This is a genomic window from Isoptericola sp. NPDC057559, from assembly GCF_042801555.1.
Classification (GTDB): Bacteria; Actinomycetota; Actinomycetes; order Actinomycetales; family Cellulomonadaceae; genus Isoptericola.
Genome location: NZ_JBHVFQ010000007.1, coordinates 48,894 through 62,751, shown reverse-complemented (window position 1 = coordinate 62,751; position 13,858 = coordinate 48,894). Strand labels below are relative to the sequence as shown.

Sequence of the window (13,858 nt, the reverse complement as noted above, 5' to 3'; positions counted from 1 at the left end):
GATCCCGGGACGCCGGCGTCCGCACCAGGCGTCCCTCTCAGGAGTCGGCGCGCTCCAGCACGAAGACGGGGATCTGGCGGTCGGTCTTGAGCTGGTAGTCGGCGTAGTCCGGGTACGCGGCGACGCACCGCTCCCACCACAGCGCCTTCTCCTCGCCGGTCACCTCGCGGGCGTCGTACTCGTGCTTCTCCGGGCCGTCCTGCAGCTCCACGCGCGGGTTCGCGACGACGTTGTAGTACCAGACCGGGTGCTTCGGGGCCCCGCCCAGGGACGCCACGACGGCGTACGCTCCCTCGTGCTCCACGCGCATCAGCGGCGCCTTGCGGAGCTTGCCGCTCTTCGCGCCCACCGTCGTGAGGACGACGACGGGCATCCCGCGCATCGTCGTGCCCTTCGTCCCGCCCGAGCTCTCGTACTGCTCGACCTGCTTCGCGGCGTGGGCGGACGGGCTGGGTGCGTACTCTCCGGTGATCGGCATGTCCGATGCAATCGCCGGGCGGGCTCGCGCATTCCCGGCAGGGGTAGACGACCCGGCGACCGGCTACTCTCCACCGGTTGCCCCAGGCCCGAACCAGTGAGGACGACCGTGGCGAGACCCCGAACCCTGACCGCCTTCGTGACGGACCGCGCGGCCCTCGAGTCCGCCCCGAGCCCGCAGGACGTGCCCGACCGCTCCGCCGACCGCCGCCGCGCGACCACGATGACGGTCGCGGCCGCGATCCTCGCGCTCGGCGGCGTCGCGGGGGCGATCACCCTCGGCGCGGGTGCCGCCCGCACCCTGTGCGTCGTGGGCGCCGCGGTCGTGGTGGTGCTGTGGCTCGTCCTCGTGCGGCCGCAGCTCGTCGTCCTGCGCTGGGACCGGTCGTACGCCCTCCTCGCCGCGCAGCCGCAGCGGGCCGAGGGGCGCATCGCCGAGCTGGACCTGCGGTGGGACCGCGACAAGCAGCGGTGCACCGTCGCCGGGCAGGTCGCCTACACCGCCGCCGACGGCAGCACCCGCCAGGTCCCGATGTCGGTCGCCGGGAGCCTCACCTGGCGCCTCGACGCCGCGCAGGCGCCGAGGGACGACTCCCCCGTCGTCGTGTGGCACACGCCGGACCACGCCGTCGCCCAGGCCGTCGTGCTGGTGGGCGGGGCGCCGCCGCGTTCGTCGTAGGCGCGGGTCGCGACACCCCGGGCTAGGAGCGGCGCGCCCGGTGCGCCTTCGCCGCCTGGGCGTACACGTCGAGCATGGCGGCGGCGGCGCGGTCCCAGCTGAAGCGTTCGCTGGCGCGGCGGGCGCCGGCGGCGAGGCGGGCGCGGCGGTCGTCGTCGGCGAGGAGGTCGCCGAGCTCGCGCGCCCAGGTCCACGGGCTGTGGTCGGGGACGAGGACGCCGGAGACGCCGTCGACGACGACGGTCTGCAGGCCGCCCACGGCCGCGGCGACGACGGGCGTGCCGGCGGCCTGCGCCTCGGCGGCGACGAGGCCGAAGGACTCGTTGTGCGACGGCACGGCGACGACGTCGGCAGCGCGCAGGTAGTCGACCAGCTCCTCGCGGGGCACCGGCGGACGCACGACGAGGTGGTCGGTGACGCCCACCTGGTGCGCCAGCGCCTCGAGCTCGCGCACCGCCGTCGCACGGCCGCTGGCGCCGCCCAGCACGACGAGCATCGGCACGCGCGACCCGCCGCCGTCGCACCAGGCCTCGGCCTCGGTGGCGTCGCCGGAGCTGGCGTGGTCGGCGAGCACGCCGAGGGCGCGGACCAGCACGTCCGGGCCCTTGAGGAGCTGGACGCGGCCCGCGAACAGGACGATCTTCCGGTCCGTGGGCAGGCCCAGCCGCTCGCGCAGCGCCCGCCGGGCGTCGTCGGCGTCCTGCCCGGGGGCGGGCTCCAGCGGCCGGAAGACGTCCAGGTCGACGCCGGGCGCCACGACGTGCACGCGGTCCGGGTCGGCCCGGTACTCCTGCTCGAGGTCCTGGGCCTCCTCGCGCGTGGAGGCGACGAGCGCGTCGGCGGCCTCGACCACCTGCTCCTCCCCCACGATGCGGCCCACGGGCTCCGGCGCGTCCCCGGGGGCGAGGGCCGCGTTCTTCACGCGCGCCATCGTGTGCATGGTGTGCACCAGGGGGACGTCCCAGCGATCCGCGGCGAGCCAGCCGACCTGCCCGGAGAGCCAGTAGTGGCTGTGGACGACGTCGTACCAGTGCGGCGGGCGGTGCGCCTCGGCCCGCAGCACCCCGGCGGTGAAGGCGCACAGCTGGCCGGGCAGGTCGTTCTTGTCCAGGCCCTCGTACGGACCGGCGGCGACGTGCGCCACGCGGATCCCCGGCTCGACGTCGACGCACCGCGGCTGCGCGGACGTCGTCGCGCGCGTGAAGATCTCGACCTCGGCCCCGCGGCGGGCCAGCGCGCGCGCCAGCTCCAGCACGTAGACGTTCATGCCGCCCGCGTCGCCGGTGCCCGGCTGGTCCAGCGGCGACGTGTGCACCGACAGCATCGCCACCCGCGGGCCGGGGCGCGTCGCGTCGGCCGAGGTGCTCATCAGGACTCCAGCACGCAGGCGGGCGGCGTGGGCAGGGCGTGGCGCGCGACGACCTCGCCGGCACCGGTCGCCGGGTCGATCCGCACGGTCGCGAGCTCGCTGCGGCCCTGGAGGGCGACGACCACGGTCTCGGCCGCGTCGTCGGCGCCCGCGGCCAGCACGGCGTGGTGGCGCGGCCACGCGCCGTCGCCCAGCGGGACGTCGGCGAGGTGCTCCAGGACGGGTGCGCCGCCGTCGGCCGGGCGCACCGCGAGCACGGCGAGGAGGTCGGCCCCGCGCACCCCGACGTGCACCCGGGTGCCGTCGGCGGAGAGGGTCACGTGGGCGGGGAAGTCGCGCCCGCCCTCGGCAGCCGGGGAGACCGGCACCGCGGCCGCGGGCGTCCAGCCCTCGCCGTCGCGCACCAGCAGGTGGGCGCGGGCGTCGAGCTCGCCGACGACGACGAGCGACCCGTCCGCGAGGGTGACGAGGTGGCGCGGCCCGGTGCCCGGCGGCAGGACGGCGGCGACGTCCGCGGGTGCGCCCGCGTCCGCGCCCGTGGCCGGGTAGCGCCGCACGACGTCCGCGCCGAGGTCGCACACCAGGACGTCGTCGCCGGCCTCGGCCACGAAGTGCGCGTGCGGGCCGGCCTGGCGCTCCACGACCGGGCCGCTGCCGACCCCGGGGTGGGCGACGACGCCGTCCGCGGCGAGGTCGCCCGTGGCCGCGTCGACCGGCACGGCCGCCGCCACGCCGTCGCCGTAGTTCGCGAGCCAGACGACGTCGCCGCGCGCCAGCACGTGGCACGGGTCGTCGCCGCCGGAGGCCACCGAGCCCGACGGCGCGAGCGTCGCGGTGCCGTCGACCTCCCCGACGCGGAACGCCGTGAGCGTGCCGGCGGCCGTCTCCCCCACCGCGTAGAGCGAGCGGCCGGACGGGTGCGCCGCGAGGAAGGAGGGGGACGTCGCCGCCACGGCCGGGACCGCGGAGGCGACCGAGCCGTCGGCACGGTCCAGCTCGACGCGCCAGATGCTCTCGCCGCTGCCCGGCTCCGCCCCCGGCTGCGGGTAGGTGCCGACCCAGAGCTGCGCCCGAGCGCCCGTGTCCGTCATGGCCTCAGCCTATGACCGCCGGCCGCCCGGGCCGGAACGCGCACGACCCCGGCCGGAGCCCGGCCGGGGTCGTGCGGTGCGCCGTGCGCGCGTGCTGCGGCGAGGTCAGTGCGCGGCCTCGTAGGCGGCCATCACCGTGGCCGAGATGCGGCCCCGGTCGCTGACCTCGTGGCCGTTCTCGCGGGCCCACTCGCGGATCTTCGCGAGCTGCGCGCGGTCGGTGCCGGTGCGGCGGGCGGCGGCACGGGTGCCGCCCCCCAGGCGTGCCGTGGTCTTGCGGCCGTGCCCGATCCAGGTGGCGAACGCGTCGCGGAGCTCGGAGGCGTGCGCGGAGGTGAGGTCGATCTCGTAGGAGACGCCGTCGAGGGCGAACGTCACGGTCTCGTCCGCGTCGCTCCCGTCGATATCGTCGATCAGGACGATCTGCTGCTTCTGAACCACGTGAATGCCTTCCGGTCATGAAGAGATGACATCGTCGACAATGCCTTCTCCGTCACCGGAATGTCAATGCGAATCGCACGCGACCCGACAATGACATCAAGAATTCAGCGGGATTCCTGCTCGGCGGGGACGGCGGCGGCAGCAGCGGCAGCGGCCGCCTCTTCCGCGTCCATCTTCTCGAGGGCGAGCCGCTCGTTCCGGTCCGCGTGCAGAATCTTGCGCATCGCGAGCCAGAAGAGCAGGCCCACACCGACCGACGGGGCGAGCCCGCTCAAGATGGCGACAAAGGTGTCCATGGGATGACTTTCGTTCAGGCCGTCGGCTTGACGAGCGGGAAAAGGATGGTCTCGCGGATCCCGAGGCCGGTGAGCGCCATGAGGAGACGGTCGAGACCCATCCCCATCCCGCCCGACGGCGGCATCGCGTGCTCCATCGCGGTGAGGAAGTCCTCGTCGAGGGCCATCGCCTCGTCGTCGCCCGCCGCGGCGAGCAGCGCCTGGGCCGCGAAGCGCTGGCGCTGCACCACCGGGTCGACCAGCTCGGAGTAGCCCGTGGCCAGCTCGAACCCGCGCACGTACAGGTCCCACTTCTCCACCTGGCCGGGCACCGTGCGGTGTGCGCGCACCAGCGGCGACGTCTCCACCGGGAAGTCCCGGACGAAGGTCGGGGCGTGGAGCCCGTCGCCCACGTGGTGCTCCCACAGCTCCTCGACCAGCTTGCCGTGGTTGGCCTTCTTCGGGTCGACCGAGATCTCGGCCTTCTCGGCCAGCTCCGTGAGGTGCTCCACCGTGGTCTCGGGAGTGATCTCCTCACCGATCGCCTCGGAGAGGGACCCGTACATCGTGATCTGCGCCCATTCGCCGCCGAGGTCGTACTCCTCACCGTCGGGAAGGGTCACGACCGTGGTGCCGAGAACGTCGAGCGCGGCGCGCTGCACGAGATCCTGCGTCAGGGCGCCGATGGTGTTGTAGTCGCCGTACGCCTCATACGCCTCGAGCATCGCGAACTCGGGAGAGTGCGTGGAGTCCGCGCCCTCGTTCCGGAAATTCCGATTGATCTCGAAGACCTTCTCGACTCCGCCCACGACCGCGCGCTTGAGGAAGAGCTCCGGCGCGATCCGCAGGAACAGATCGATGTCATAGGCATTCATGTGCGTCATGAACGGACGCGCCGACGCCCCGGAGGCGATGGTCTGCAGCATCGGGGTCTCGATCTCGAGAAAGCCCCGGCCGTGGAAGTTGTCGCGCAGCGAGCGCACGACGCCCGCGCGGGTGCGGACCATCTCGCGGGCCGCGGGGCGCGCGATGAGGTCGACGTACCGCTGGCGGACGCGGGCCTCCTCGGACAGGTCCTTGTGCAGCACCGGCAGCGGCCGCAGGGCCTTCGCCGCCAGCTGCCACGAGTCGGCGAACACGCTGAGCTCGCCGCGGCGCGACGAGCCCACGCGCCCGTGCACGAACAGGTGGTCGCCCAGGTCGACGTCGGACTTGAACGACGCCAGCGACTCCTCGCCGACCTCCTTGAGGCTGAGCATCGCCTGCAGGCGCCGCCCCTCGCCGTCCTGGAGCGTGACGAAGCACAGCTTGCCCGTGTTGCGCAGGAAGACGACGCGGCCGGCCACGCCGACGACGTCGTCCGTCTCCTGGCCCGCCTCGAGGTGCTCGTAGCCCTCGCGCACTGCAGCGATCGAGTGCGACACCGGCAGCCCGACGGGGTAGGGCTCGACGCCCTGCTCCAGCAGCCGGTCGCGCTTCTCCCGGCGCACGCGCATCTGCTCCGGGAGGTCGTCCGTGCCCGCGGCGGGGTCGTCGGCGGGCGCGGCGGAGGCGGGGTTCTGCGGGGAGGTCACCCGGAGATTCTACGAGCGATCGTCGGGTGCCGGGATCAGGGGCGGAGGTCGAGGGCGAGGTCGAGGATCGGCGCCGAGTGCGTGAGCCCGCCCACGGACAGGTAGTCGACGCCGGTCGACGCCACCTCGCGCGCGCGGTCGAGGGTCAGGTTGCCCGTGGCCTCGAGCTCCACGTGCGCCGGGACGCCGGCACGTCCCTGCCGCGCGCGGACCGCGGTCACGGTCTCGGCGAGCACGGGCGTCGGCATGTTGTCGAGCAGCAGGAAGTCCGCGCCGGCGTCCAGCGCCTCCAGCGCCTGGGCGGTGGTGTCCGCCTCGACCTGGACCAGCACGTCGGGGAACGCGCCCCGCACCGCGTCGATCGCGCCGCGCACGGAGCCGGCGGCCACCACGTGGTTGTCCTTGACCATCGCGACGTCGTACAGGCCCATCCGCTTGTTGGTGCCGCCGCCAGCGCGGACCGCGTACTTCTCCAGCGCGCGCAGGCCGGGCGTCGTCTTGCGGGTGTCGAGCACCTGCGCGCCCGTGCCCGCGAGCTCGCGCGACCACGCCGCCGTCGCCGTCGCGACGCCCGACGCGCGCGACGCGAGGTTCAGCAGCGTCCGCTCCGCGACGAGCAGCACCTGCACCGGGCCCGCGAGCGCCGCGAGCACCCGGCCGCGCTCGACGGCGTCGCCGTCCTGCGCGTGGAACGTCACGGTGGGGGCCGGCAGGCCCAGGCGGCCGGCGACCTGCGTCAGCACCTCCGCCACCACGACCAGCCCCGCGACCGTGCCCGCCGCCCGGGCGACGAGGTCCGCCGTCCCCGTGGCCGACGCCGGCACCGTGGCCTGCGTCGTGACGTCGCGACCGGGCGCCGCGCCGAGGTCCTCGTCCAGGGCCACCTCGACGACGCGGGCCACCCACGCCGCGTCCAGACCGGGCTCGACGGCGGAGGCCTGGTCGTGCACGGGCGGGCCGGCACCGTCCACGTCGGCGTGGTTCGGGTCGGGGCGGTTCAGGTCGGGGCGCAGGTCGGTCACGCGTCGCAACGCTACCCGCACCGTCTCGCCCGGTGCGGCGCTACCTCGCGGGGACGGGGGCCGCCTCGCGGAGGGCGCCGTCGTCGTCGAGGGCCAGGACGACCCGACGCTGCCAGGCCGGGTCCGGCGCGGGGAAGTCGGTGCGGAAGTGCCCGCCCCGGGACTCGGTGCGCACCCAGGCGGCGTGCACGAGGGCGCTGGCGACCTGGTGCACGGTGGTGGTCTCCCACTCGGCGACCTGGGGGTCGGCGACGACGCCGTCGGCGCGGTGCGCGTCGGTCCGGACGGCGTCGAGGAGGCCGGCGGCGCGCTCGAGCGACTCGGCGGACCGCACCGGGCCCGCTCCCTCGGAGGTCGCGCGCTGCACGCGCGAGCGGGCCGCGGCGGCCACGAGGGCCGACCCGCCGGGGCGCTCCTCGGGGTCCGGGGCCGAGCGCAGCTCGCCGTCCTCGACCCGCTGGGCGACGTCGCGGGCGGCGCGGTGCGCGAAGACCAGCCCCTCCAGCAGCGAGTTGGACGCGAGCCGGTTGGCGCCGTGCACGCCCGTGCACGCCACCTCGCCGACGGCGTACAGGCCGGGCACGGAGGTGCGGCCGCGCACGTCCGTCACGACGCCGCCCGAGTGGTAGTGCTGCGCGGGCGCGACGGGGACGGGCTCCTCGGTCCAGTCGATGCCCTGGGCCAGCAGCCGCGAGGTGATGGTCGGGAACCGGCGCCGGAGGAACCCGGCCCCGAGGTGCCGGGCATCCAGCAGCACGTGGTCGGCGTTCGTGGCCGCCATGCGCCGCACGATGGCGTGCGCGACGACGTCCCGCGGCGCCAGCTCGGCCAGCTCGTGCTCGCGGGGCATGAAGCGGTAGCCGTCGACGTCGAGCAGCAGCGCCCCCTCGCCGCGGACGGCCTCGCTGATGAGCGGCTGCTGGCCCTTGGCGCCGAGCCCCTGCCACAGCACGGTCGGGTGGAACTGCACGAACTCGAGGTCGCCCACCGTGGCGCCCGCGCGGAGCGCGGCGGCGATGCCGTCGCCCGTGGCGCCGGGCGGGTTGGTCGACGAGCGGAAGACCTGCCCGATGCCGCCCGTGGCCAGCACGACCACCGGCGCCAGCGCGGCGCCCACCCCGTCGCGGCTGCCCGCGCCGCGCACGTGCAGCGTGACGCCCGCGGCGGGCCGGCGGCCGTCGGGGCCGGGGGCGCCGGTGAGCACGTCGAGCACCAGCGCGTTCTCCAGCACCTCGATGCCGGGGTCGTCGCGCACGGCCTCGATCTGCGCCACGAGGGCGCGGGAGATCTCCGCGCCGGTGGCGTCGCCGCCCGCGTGCACGATCCGGTCGGCGCGGTGGCCGCCCTCCCGGGTGAGGGCGATCTCGCCGTCCGGGCCCACGTCGAACGACGTGCCGCGGGCCACGAGCTCGCGCACGCGGTCCGGGCCCTCGGTGACGAGCACCCGCACCGCCTCGGGGTCGCTCAGGCCGCCGCCGGCGGCGAGGGTGTCCGTGAGGTGGGCGTCGGGGGTGTCGTCGGGGTGCAGGGCCGCCGCGATGCCGCCCTGCGCCCACACCGTGGACCCGGAGGACAGCGCGCCCTTGGTGACCAGCAGCACGCGCGGCACGCGGGAGCGCAGCTCCAGCGCCGCCGTCAGGCCCGCGATGCCGGTGCCGACGACGACCGCGTCGGCGGTGATGGTCCAGCCGGGGGCCGGGGCGACGAGCGCGCGGGCCAGCCGCGGCCCGTTCACCGGGTCGTCACCGGGCCGTCGGGGCTGCGGTCGGGGGTCCGCGCCGCCGTCACCGGACGGCCGCGAAGGGCACGCCGCTGGACTCCAGCCCGAAGCCGTCCGGCACCTGGCCCGGGTCGTCGTCGAGCTCGACGACCCGGTTCTCCGGGTCGACGAAGACGACCGCCGGGGAGTAGGTCCGCGCGTCGGCGTCCGAGAGCATCCCGTACGCGATGACGATGACGGTGTCCCCCGGGTGCACGAGGTGCGCGGCCGCGCCGTTGATGCTGACCTGGCGGCCGCCGCGCTCGCCCGGGATGACGTACGTCGTGAGGCGGGCGCCGTTGGTGACGTCGACCACGTCGACCTGCTGGCCGGGGTACAGGTCCGCGGCGTCGAGCAGGTCGGCGTCGATCGTGATCGAGCCGACGTAGTGCAGGTCCGCCTGCGTCACGGTGGCGCGATGGATCTTGCCGATCATCATCGGCCGCTGCAGGGAGGCGGGGCGGTTCGCGTGCTCAGTCACTGGGGTTCTCCTGTGGACTCGCGCTGGTGGCGGGGCCGCCAGCGAGGTCCACGGCCTGGTTGTCGATCAGTCGGGTGGCGCCGACACGCGCCGCCACGAGGAGGAGGGCGGAGCCGCGGAAGTCCGCGAGCACCGGGTCCACGGTAGTCGGGTCGACGAGTGCCAGGTAATCCACCTCAACACCGGCCCCCGCCTCGAGGATTCCCGACGCCGCCGCGCGGACGGCCTCCGGGCCCTCGCCGGCCGCGTCCGCACCGGCCCGCAGCGCCCGGGACAGCGTCAGCGCGGCGGCCCGCTCGTCGTCGGACAGGTAGGCGTTGCGCGAGGACATCGCGAGACCGTCCGGGTCGCGCACGATCGGCACGCCGAGGACCTCGACGTCCACGTCCAGGTCCCGCACCATGCGGCGCACGGCCAGCAGCTGCTGGGCGTCCTTCTCCCCGAACACGGCCACGTCGGGGCGCACCAGGTGCATGAGCTTCAGCACCACGGTGAGCACGCCGTCCAGGTGGCCGGGGCGCGACTCGCCCTCCAGCACCTCGCCGACGTGCCCGGCCGCGACGCGCACGATCGGGTCCCCGTCGGGGTAGACGACGTCCGGCGTGGGCGCGAACACCAGGTCCGCGCCCACGCTCGCCAGCTTCGCGAGGTCGCCGTCCAGGTCGCGCGGGTACCGGTCCAGGTCCTCGCCGGCGCCGAACTGCAGCGGGTTGACGAAGATCGTCACCACGACCTGCCCCGTCGGCCCGGCCGCCTCGCGCGCCTGCCGCACGAGCTGCAGGTGGCCGTCGTGGAGCGCGCCCATCGTCATGACGACGGCCCGCCGGTCCGTGGGCTCCGGCCCCGACAGGGTCCACGCGGTGAGGGCGTCGTGCAGCTCCGGCCGGGTGCGCACGACGGCGGGCGCCGCGGTGGTGGGGGTCTCTGCGCTCATCGTGGCTCCTCGGACGGGTCGTCGGGGTGGTGCGCCGCGGGCGGCGCGAGGGCGTCGAGCAGCTCGCGGGCCGCGCCGTCGCCGATGCGGTGGGCGGCGAGCGCGCGGCTCGTGGCGCCGCGGGCCAGCTCGGTGTACGACGCGGGGACGTCGGTGGCGCCGGTCCGCGCCGCCAGCTCCCGCAGCACGTCGAGGTGCGTGCGCACGGTGCCGACGTCGCCCCGCGACACGGGCCCGGTGAGCGCGGAGACCGCACCGGCGCCGTCGCGCACGTCCGCGGCGCGGGTCGCGCCGTCGAGCGCGGCCGACAGCAGCGGCGCCAGGGCGCGGCCGGGCTGCTCGACGCCGGCCGCCTCGAGCGCCTGCGCCGCCTGCGCGACGAGGACGACCAGGTGGTTCGCGCCGTGCGCGAGGGCCGCGTGGTACAGCCCTCGCGCCTCCTCCGCGACGATCACGGGCTCCCCGCCGACCTCGACGACGAGCGCCTGGCCGATCGGCTGGACCGCCGCCGGCGCCGTGACGGCGAACGTGCAGCCCTCCAGCCGGTGCAGGTCCAGCGAGGTCCCCGTGAACGTCATCGCGGGGTGCAGCGCCACCGGGATCGCGCCGGCGCGTCGGGCCGGGTCGAGCACGGCCGCGCCGTACCGGCCGGACGTGTGCACGACGAGCTGCCCGGGCTGCCAGGCGCCGAGCGCCGCGAGCCCGCCCACGACGTCCGCCAGCGCGTCGTCGGGCACCGCGAGCAGCACGAGCTCGGCGCGCTCCACGACCTCCTGGACCTCCAGGTGCGGCACGCCGGGCAGCAGCGTCGCGATCCGCTCGCGCGACTCCTCGCTGACGCCGCTCGCCCCGACGACGGTGTGACCCGCCGCCCGCAGGGCGCTGCCCAGCACGGCGCCGACGCGGCCGGCGCCCACGACGCCCACCCCCAGGCGGCCCGGCCGCGCCGACGGCGGGGTCGGGCGGTCGTCGGCGACGCTCACCGCGGGCCCTCCATCCAGCGCTCGGGACCCGCGTGGGCGCGGGCCTCCCGGGCGCGCACGGACTGCTCGTCGAGGAGCCGGGCGGCCTCGTCCTCGGCGAGGTGGTAGACGACCGGGCTGATGGGGCCGGGCGTGGAGTGCAGCGCGAACGACGCCAGGCGGCGCCGGCGCTGCCACGGCCCCTGCTCGAGCCCGAGGGACTGGGTGCGCTCGTGCGGCACCACCTCGAGGCGGCGCACGAACCGGCCGCCGCGCGCCAGGAGCGCGCGGCCCGTCACGGCGTACCCGTTGCGGCGCCAGCTCCACGGGTCGAGCAGCCGGGCCCGCTTCGGGCTGGTGACGAACCAGCGGTCGGTGCGGGCGTCGCCGGTGAGGGCCTCGTCGAGCAGGGCGAGCGTGTCGTCGGGGTCCGCGACCTGGAGGTCGGGCAGCACCAGCCAGAGCGCGGTGAGGGCCTCCTCGCGGGGGCCGACCGGCAGCAGCACGTGCTGCTGCTCCCCCTGCTGGCCCTCGCCGCCGCCGTAGCCGGCCACGTTGACCTTGACGCGCCACCAGTCCGGCCCGCGCCACAGCGGGCCCTGCGTGAGCGACACGGCCTGCACGCGGCCCGGCGGGATGGTCTGCGCGCGGGTCTCCAGCAGGCCGTGGCGCAGGCGGATCCCGTCGGGCGACAGCGCCGCGCGGAAGCCGAACTCCCCGGCGAAGCGCTGGAAGATGTACCCGCCGACGCCCAGGATGGCGGGCAGCGCCGAGAACAGGATGCTGACCTCGCGGGTCACGAACACCGCCACGCCCACGCCGACCAGCACGAGCACCGCGAACCACAGTCCGGGCATCCGCAGCAGCGACAGCAGCAGCCGCGTGGGCGGTACCTCGTAGACCTGACGCTCGGGCGCCTCCGGGGCGACGTCGTCCGCCTCCCCCTGGTCCGGCACCGGGTCGGGCACGGGCCCCGCCCCGGCGGGCCGCCCGTCGGCCAGGTCGGCGGGCGCGGCGACCGCGGCGGCGTCGTCCGGCGCGGGGCGCACCCCGCCGGCCGGCGCCCCGGCGCGGTGGGCGGCCTTGACGCCCGCGGCGCGGGCCAGCAGGTCCGCGCGCAGGTGCTGCGCGTCCGCCTCCTTGAGGAAGCCGATCGCCACGCCCGAGTCCGAGCCGCCGGCCACCTCGAGCCGCAGCTCGGCCAGTCCGAACAGGCGCGCGAGCAGCGGCTGGCGCACGTCGATCGCCTGCAGCCGGTCCAGCCGCGCGTGCCGCTGCTGCCGGAACAGGATGCCCTTGCGCAGGTGCACGACGTCGTCGTCCACCGCGTACGCCGTCATGCGCCAGGCGAGCGCGGCGTAGCCGAAGATGATCGCGGCCACCACGACGAGGCCGAGCAGCACCATCCACCACAGGCCGCGGATCTCGCCGGCGGCCTTGACCGCGTTGGCGACGTCGTCGAGGACCTGCTGGCCCCCGATGACGAGGATCGCGACGACGGCCGCCCAGCCGCGCACGAACGGCGTGACCGGGTGCACGCGGCGCCAGGTCAGGTCGTGGCGCGCGGACGGCGCGCCCGCGGCAGGGTCGGGGGCGGGTGCCGGAGTCGGGCCGGGCGTCGGACCCGAGGTCGGGCCCGGCGTCGCGCCGGGGGTCGGGGTGCTCACAGGCCCGCCAGCCTCGCCTCGCCCCGAGCGGTCAGCCGGTCGCGCAGCCGCTCCGCCTCGTCGGGCACCAGGCCCGGGATGTCGGCGTCGGTGCCGGCCGACGCGGTGTGCAGCTGCACCTTCGCGATCCCCAGCTTGCGGTCCAGCGGCCCGGCCTCCACGTCCACGTACTGCATGCGGCCGTAGGGCACGACGACGAGCGAGCGGAACATGATGCCCTTGCGGATCAGCAGGTCGTCGTCCCGCTCGGCGTACCCGATCGCGCGGACCTGCCGGGGCACGAGGAGCACCGCCCACAGCAGCAGCGCGGCCGGCACCCCGGCCAGCAGCCAGAACCACGGCGAGACGAGGACGGCCAGGACGACGCCCGCCACGAGGGGCACGCCCAGCGTCACCGAGATCGAGATGAGCCGCGCCGGGACCAGCCGCGGCGACACGCTCTGCCAGGCGACGTCCGGCGGGTCGAAGGGACCGGAGTTGCGCACGGCCGGGTGGTCCGCGCCCGCGGGGGTGCTCGTCATGGCTCCATCCTTCCATCCACGGCGGGCCCGGCCACATCGTCCGTCCGGCTGGACCGTGACGCCCGCGGGTCCGACGGAGGTCGGACGGCGCCCCTCCTCCCGGCGGGGTCCCGTCGTCAGGACGGGAGGGGGTCGGCGTGCTCCTCCGTGTCCCCGCCGTCGGCGTCGTCCGACGGCGGGAGCTGGCAGAACTTCTCCACGACGAGCCCGACCACGCAGAGCACGACCGCGCACGCGGCGGCGATCGCGGAGGCGATCGCCTGGTCCCGGCGCGCCTCGATGTGCAGCTGCCCGAGGACCACGAGCACGCTCGCGACGTACCGCCCGGCGAGCAGCGCGCCCGTCAGCGCCCCGGCCTTGGCCAGGACGAACGTGCGCGCGGCACGCAGCGGGTCGAGGTCCGGCCGGTCGCCCTTCTGGTACGCGCGCACGGCCCAGCCGGCCCAGAAGATGGCGCCGGCGAGCGCGAGCATCGCGACGTCCTCCACCCACGCGACGGTGGGCAGGTAGACGCCCCGCGACTCGAGCAGCCGCAGCAGCCCGGCGCCGCCCACCGCCACGACGGCGAAGACGGCCGCGAGCAGGCGGACCGAGGTGCGACGCATC

Annotated in this window: 15 protein-coding genes; 1 reads left to right on the top strand and 14 read right to left on the bottom strand. The window is 76.0% G+C overall.

What is annotated here, in order from left to right:
- Positions 1 to 37: 37 nt before the first annotated feature.
- Positions 38 to 478, bottom strand: a complete 441-nt coding sequence (locus ACFU5J_RS09315) for a nitroreductase family deazaflavin-dependent oxidoreductase (RefSeq protein ID WP_430576652.1) — start codon at positions 476 to 478, stop codon at positions 38 to 40.
- A gap of 108 nt (positions 479 to 586) precedes the next feature.
- Here ACFU5J_RS09315 and ACFU5J_RS09310 point away from each other — a divergent pair, with 108 nt between their 5' ends.
- The gene (locus ACFU5J_RS09310; RefSeq protein ID WP_430578543.1) at positions 587 to 1,156 is read left to right on the top strand and encodes a hypothetical protein; all 570 of its coding nucleotides are present in this window, start codon (positions 587 to 589) and stop codon (positions 1,154 to 1,156) included.
- Between the two features lie 22 nt (positions 1,157 to 1,178).
- On the opposite strand, the gene mshA is transcribed toward ACFU5J_RS09310, so the two are convergent.
- The 13 genes from mshA to ACFU5J_RS09245 all read right to left on the bottom strand — a co-directional run bounded on the left by mshA (position 1,179) and on the right by ACFU5J_RS09245 (position 13,857).
- Positions 1,179 to 2,525, bottom strand: a complete 1,347-nt coding sequence (mshA, locus tag ACFU5J_RS09305) for a D-inositol-3-phosphate glycosyltransferase (protein WP_430578542.1) — start codon at positions 2,523 to 2,525, stop codon at positions 1,179 to 1,181.
- Positions 2,525 to 3,616 carry a lactonase family protein gene (locus tag ACFU5J_RS09300; RefSeq protein ID WP_430578541.1) on the bottom strand — a complete coding sequence of 364 codons (1,092 nt, stop codon included), beginning with the start codon at positions 3,614 to 3,616 and terminating at the stop codon, positions 2,525 to 2,527. The genes mshA and ACFU5J_RS09300 overlap by 1 nt, the downstream gene beginning before the upstream one ends.
- A gap of 105 nt (positions 3,617 to 3,721) precedes the next feature.
- Entirely contained in the window at positions 3,722 to 4,057 is a 336-nt protein-coding gene (locus ACFU5J_RS09295) for an Lsr2 family protein (RefSeq protein WP_430576656.1), read from the bottom strand.
- Positions 4,058 to 4,161: 104 nt separating this feature from the next.
- Positions 4,162 to 4,353: a hypothetical protein gene (locus tag ACFU5J_RS09290; protein ID WP_430576657.1), complete on the bottom strand. Its 192-nt coding sequence runs from the start codon at positions 4,351 to 4,353 to the stop codon at positions 4,162 to 4,164.
- A gap of 14 nt (positions 4,354 to 4,367) precedes the next feature.
- Positions 4,368 to 5,906 carry a lysine--tRNA ligase gene (lysS, locus tag ACFU5J_RS09285; protein WP_430578540.1) on the bottom strand — a complete coding sequence of 513 codons (1,539 nt, stop codon included), beginning with the start codon at positions 5,904 to 5,906 and terminating at the stop codon, positions 4,368 to 4,370.
- 35 nt (positions 5,907 to 5,941) lie between these two features.
- Entirely contained in the window at positions 5,942 to 6,877 is a 936-nt protein-coding gene (gene nadC, locus ACFU5J_RS09280; RefSeq protein WP_430578592.1) for a carboxylating nicotinate-nucleotide diphosphorylase, read from the bottom strand.
- A 91-nt stretch (positions 6,878 to 6,968) separates the two neighbouring features.
- The gene (locus ACFU5J_RS09275) at positions 6,969 to 8,663 is read right to left on the bottom strand and encodes an L-aspartate oxidase (RefSeq protein ID WP_430578539.1); all 1,695 of its coding nucleotides are present in this window, start codon (positions 8,661 to 8,663) and stop codon (positions 6,969 to 6,971) included.
- A 49-nt stretch (positions 8,664 to 8,712) separates the two neighbouring features.
- Positions 8,713 to 9,126, bottom strand: coding sequence for an aspartate 1-decarboxylase (gene panD, locus ACFU5J_RS09270; RefSeq protein WP_430576970.1), 414 nt, complete (start codon positions 9,124 to 9,126; stop codon positions 8,713 to 8,715).
- 34 nt (positions 9,127 to 9,160) lie between these two features.
- Positions 9,161 to 10,102 (bottom strand): pantoate--beta-alanine ligase, encoded by a 942-nt coding sequence (panC, locus tag ACFU5J_RS09265; protein WP_430578538.1) that lies wholly within the window; start codon positions 10,100 to 10,102, stop codon positions 9,161 to 9,163.
- Complete coding sequence (locus tag ACFU5J_RS09260) at positions 10,099 to 11,085, bottom strand: Rossmann-like and DUF2520 domain-containing protein (RefSeq protein ID WP_430576661.1); 987 nt, start codon at positions 11,083 to 11,085, stop codon at positions 10,099 to 10,101. Before ACFU5J_RS09260 ends, panC begins: the two co-directional genes overlap by 4 nt.
- Positions 11,082 to 12,731 carry a PH domain-containing protein gene (locus ACFU5J_RS09255; protein WP_430578537.1) on the bottom strand — a complete coding sequence of 550 codons (1,650 nt, stop codon included), beginning with the start codon at positions 12,729 to 12,731 and terminating at the stop codon, positions 11,082 to 11,084. The genes ACFU5J_RS09260 and ACFU5J_RS09255 overlap by 4 nt, the downstream gene beginning before the upstream one ends.
- On the bottom strand, positions 12,728 to 13,252 hold the full coding sequence (locus ACFU5J_RS09250) for a PH domain-containing protein (protein WP_430578536.1): 525 nt from the start codon (positions 13,250 to 13,252) through the stop codon (positions 12,728 to 12,730). Before ACFU5J_RS09250 ends, ACFU5J_RS09255 begins: the two co-directional genes overlap by 4 nt.
- 116 nt (positions 13,253 to 13,368) lie before the next feature.
- Entirely contained in the window at positions 13,369 to 13,857 is a 489-nt protein-coding gene (locus ACFU5J_RS09245; protein WP_430576664.1) for a DUF3180 domain-containing protein, read from the bottom strand.
- Between the last annotated feature and the right edge of the window lies 1 nt (position 13,858).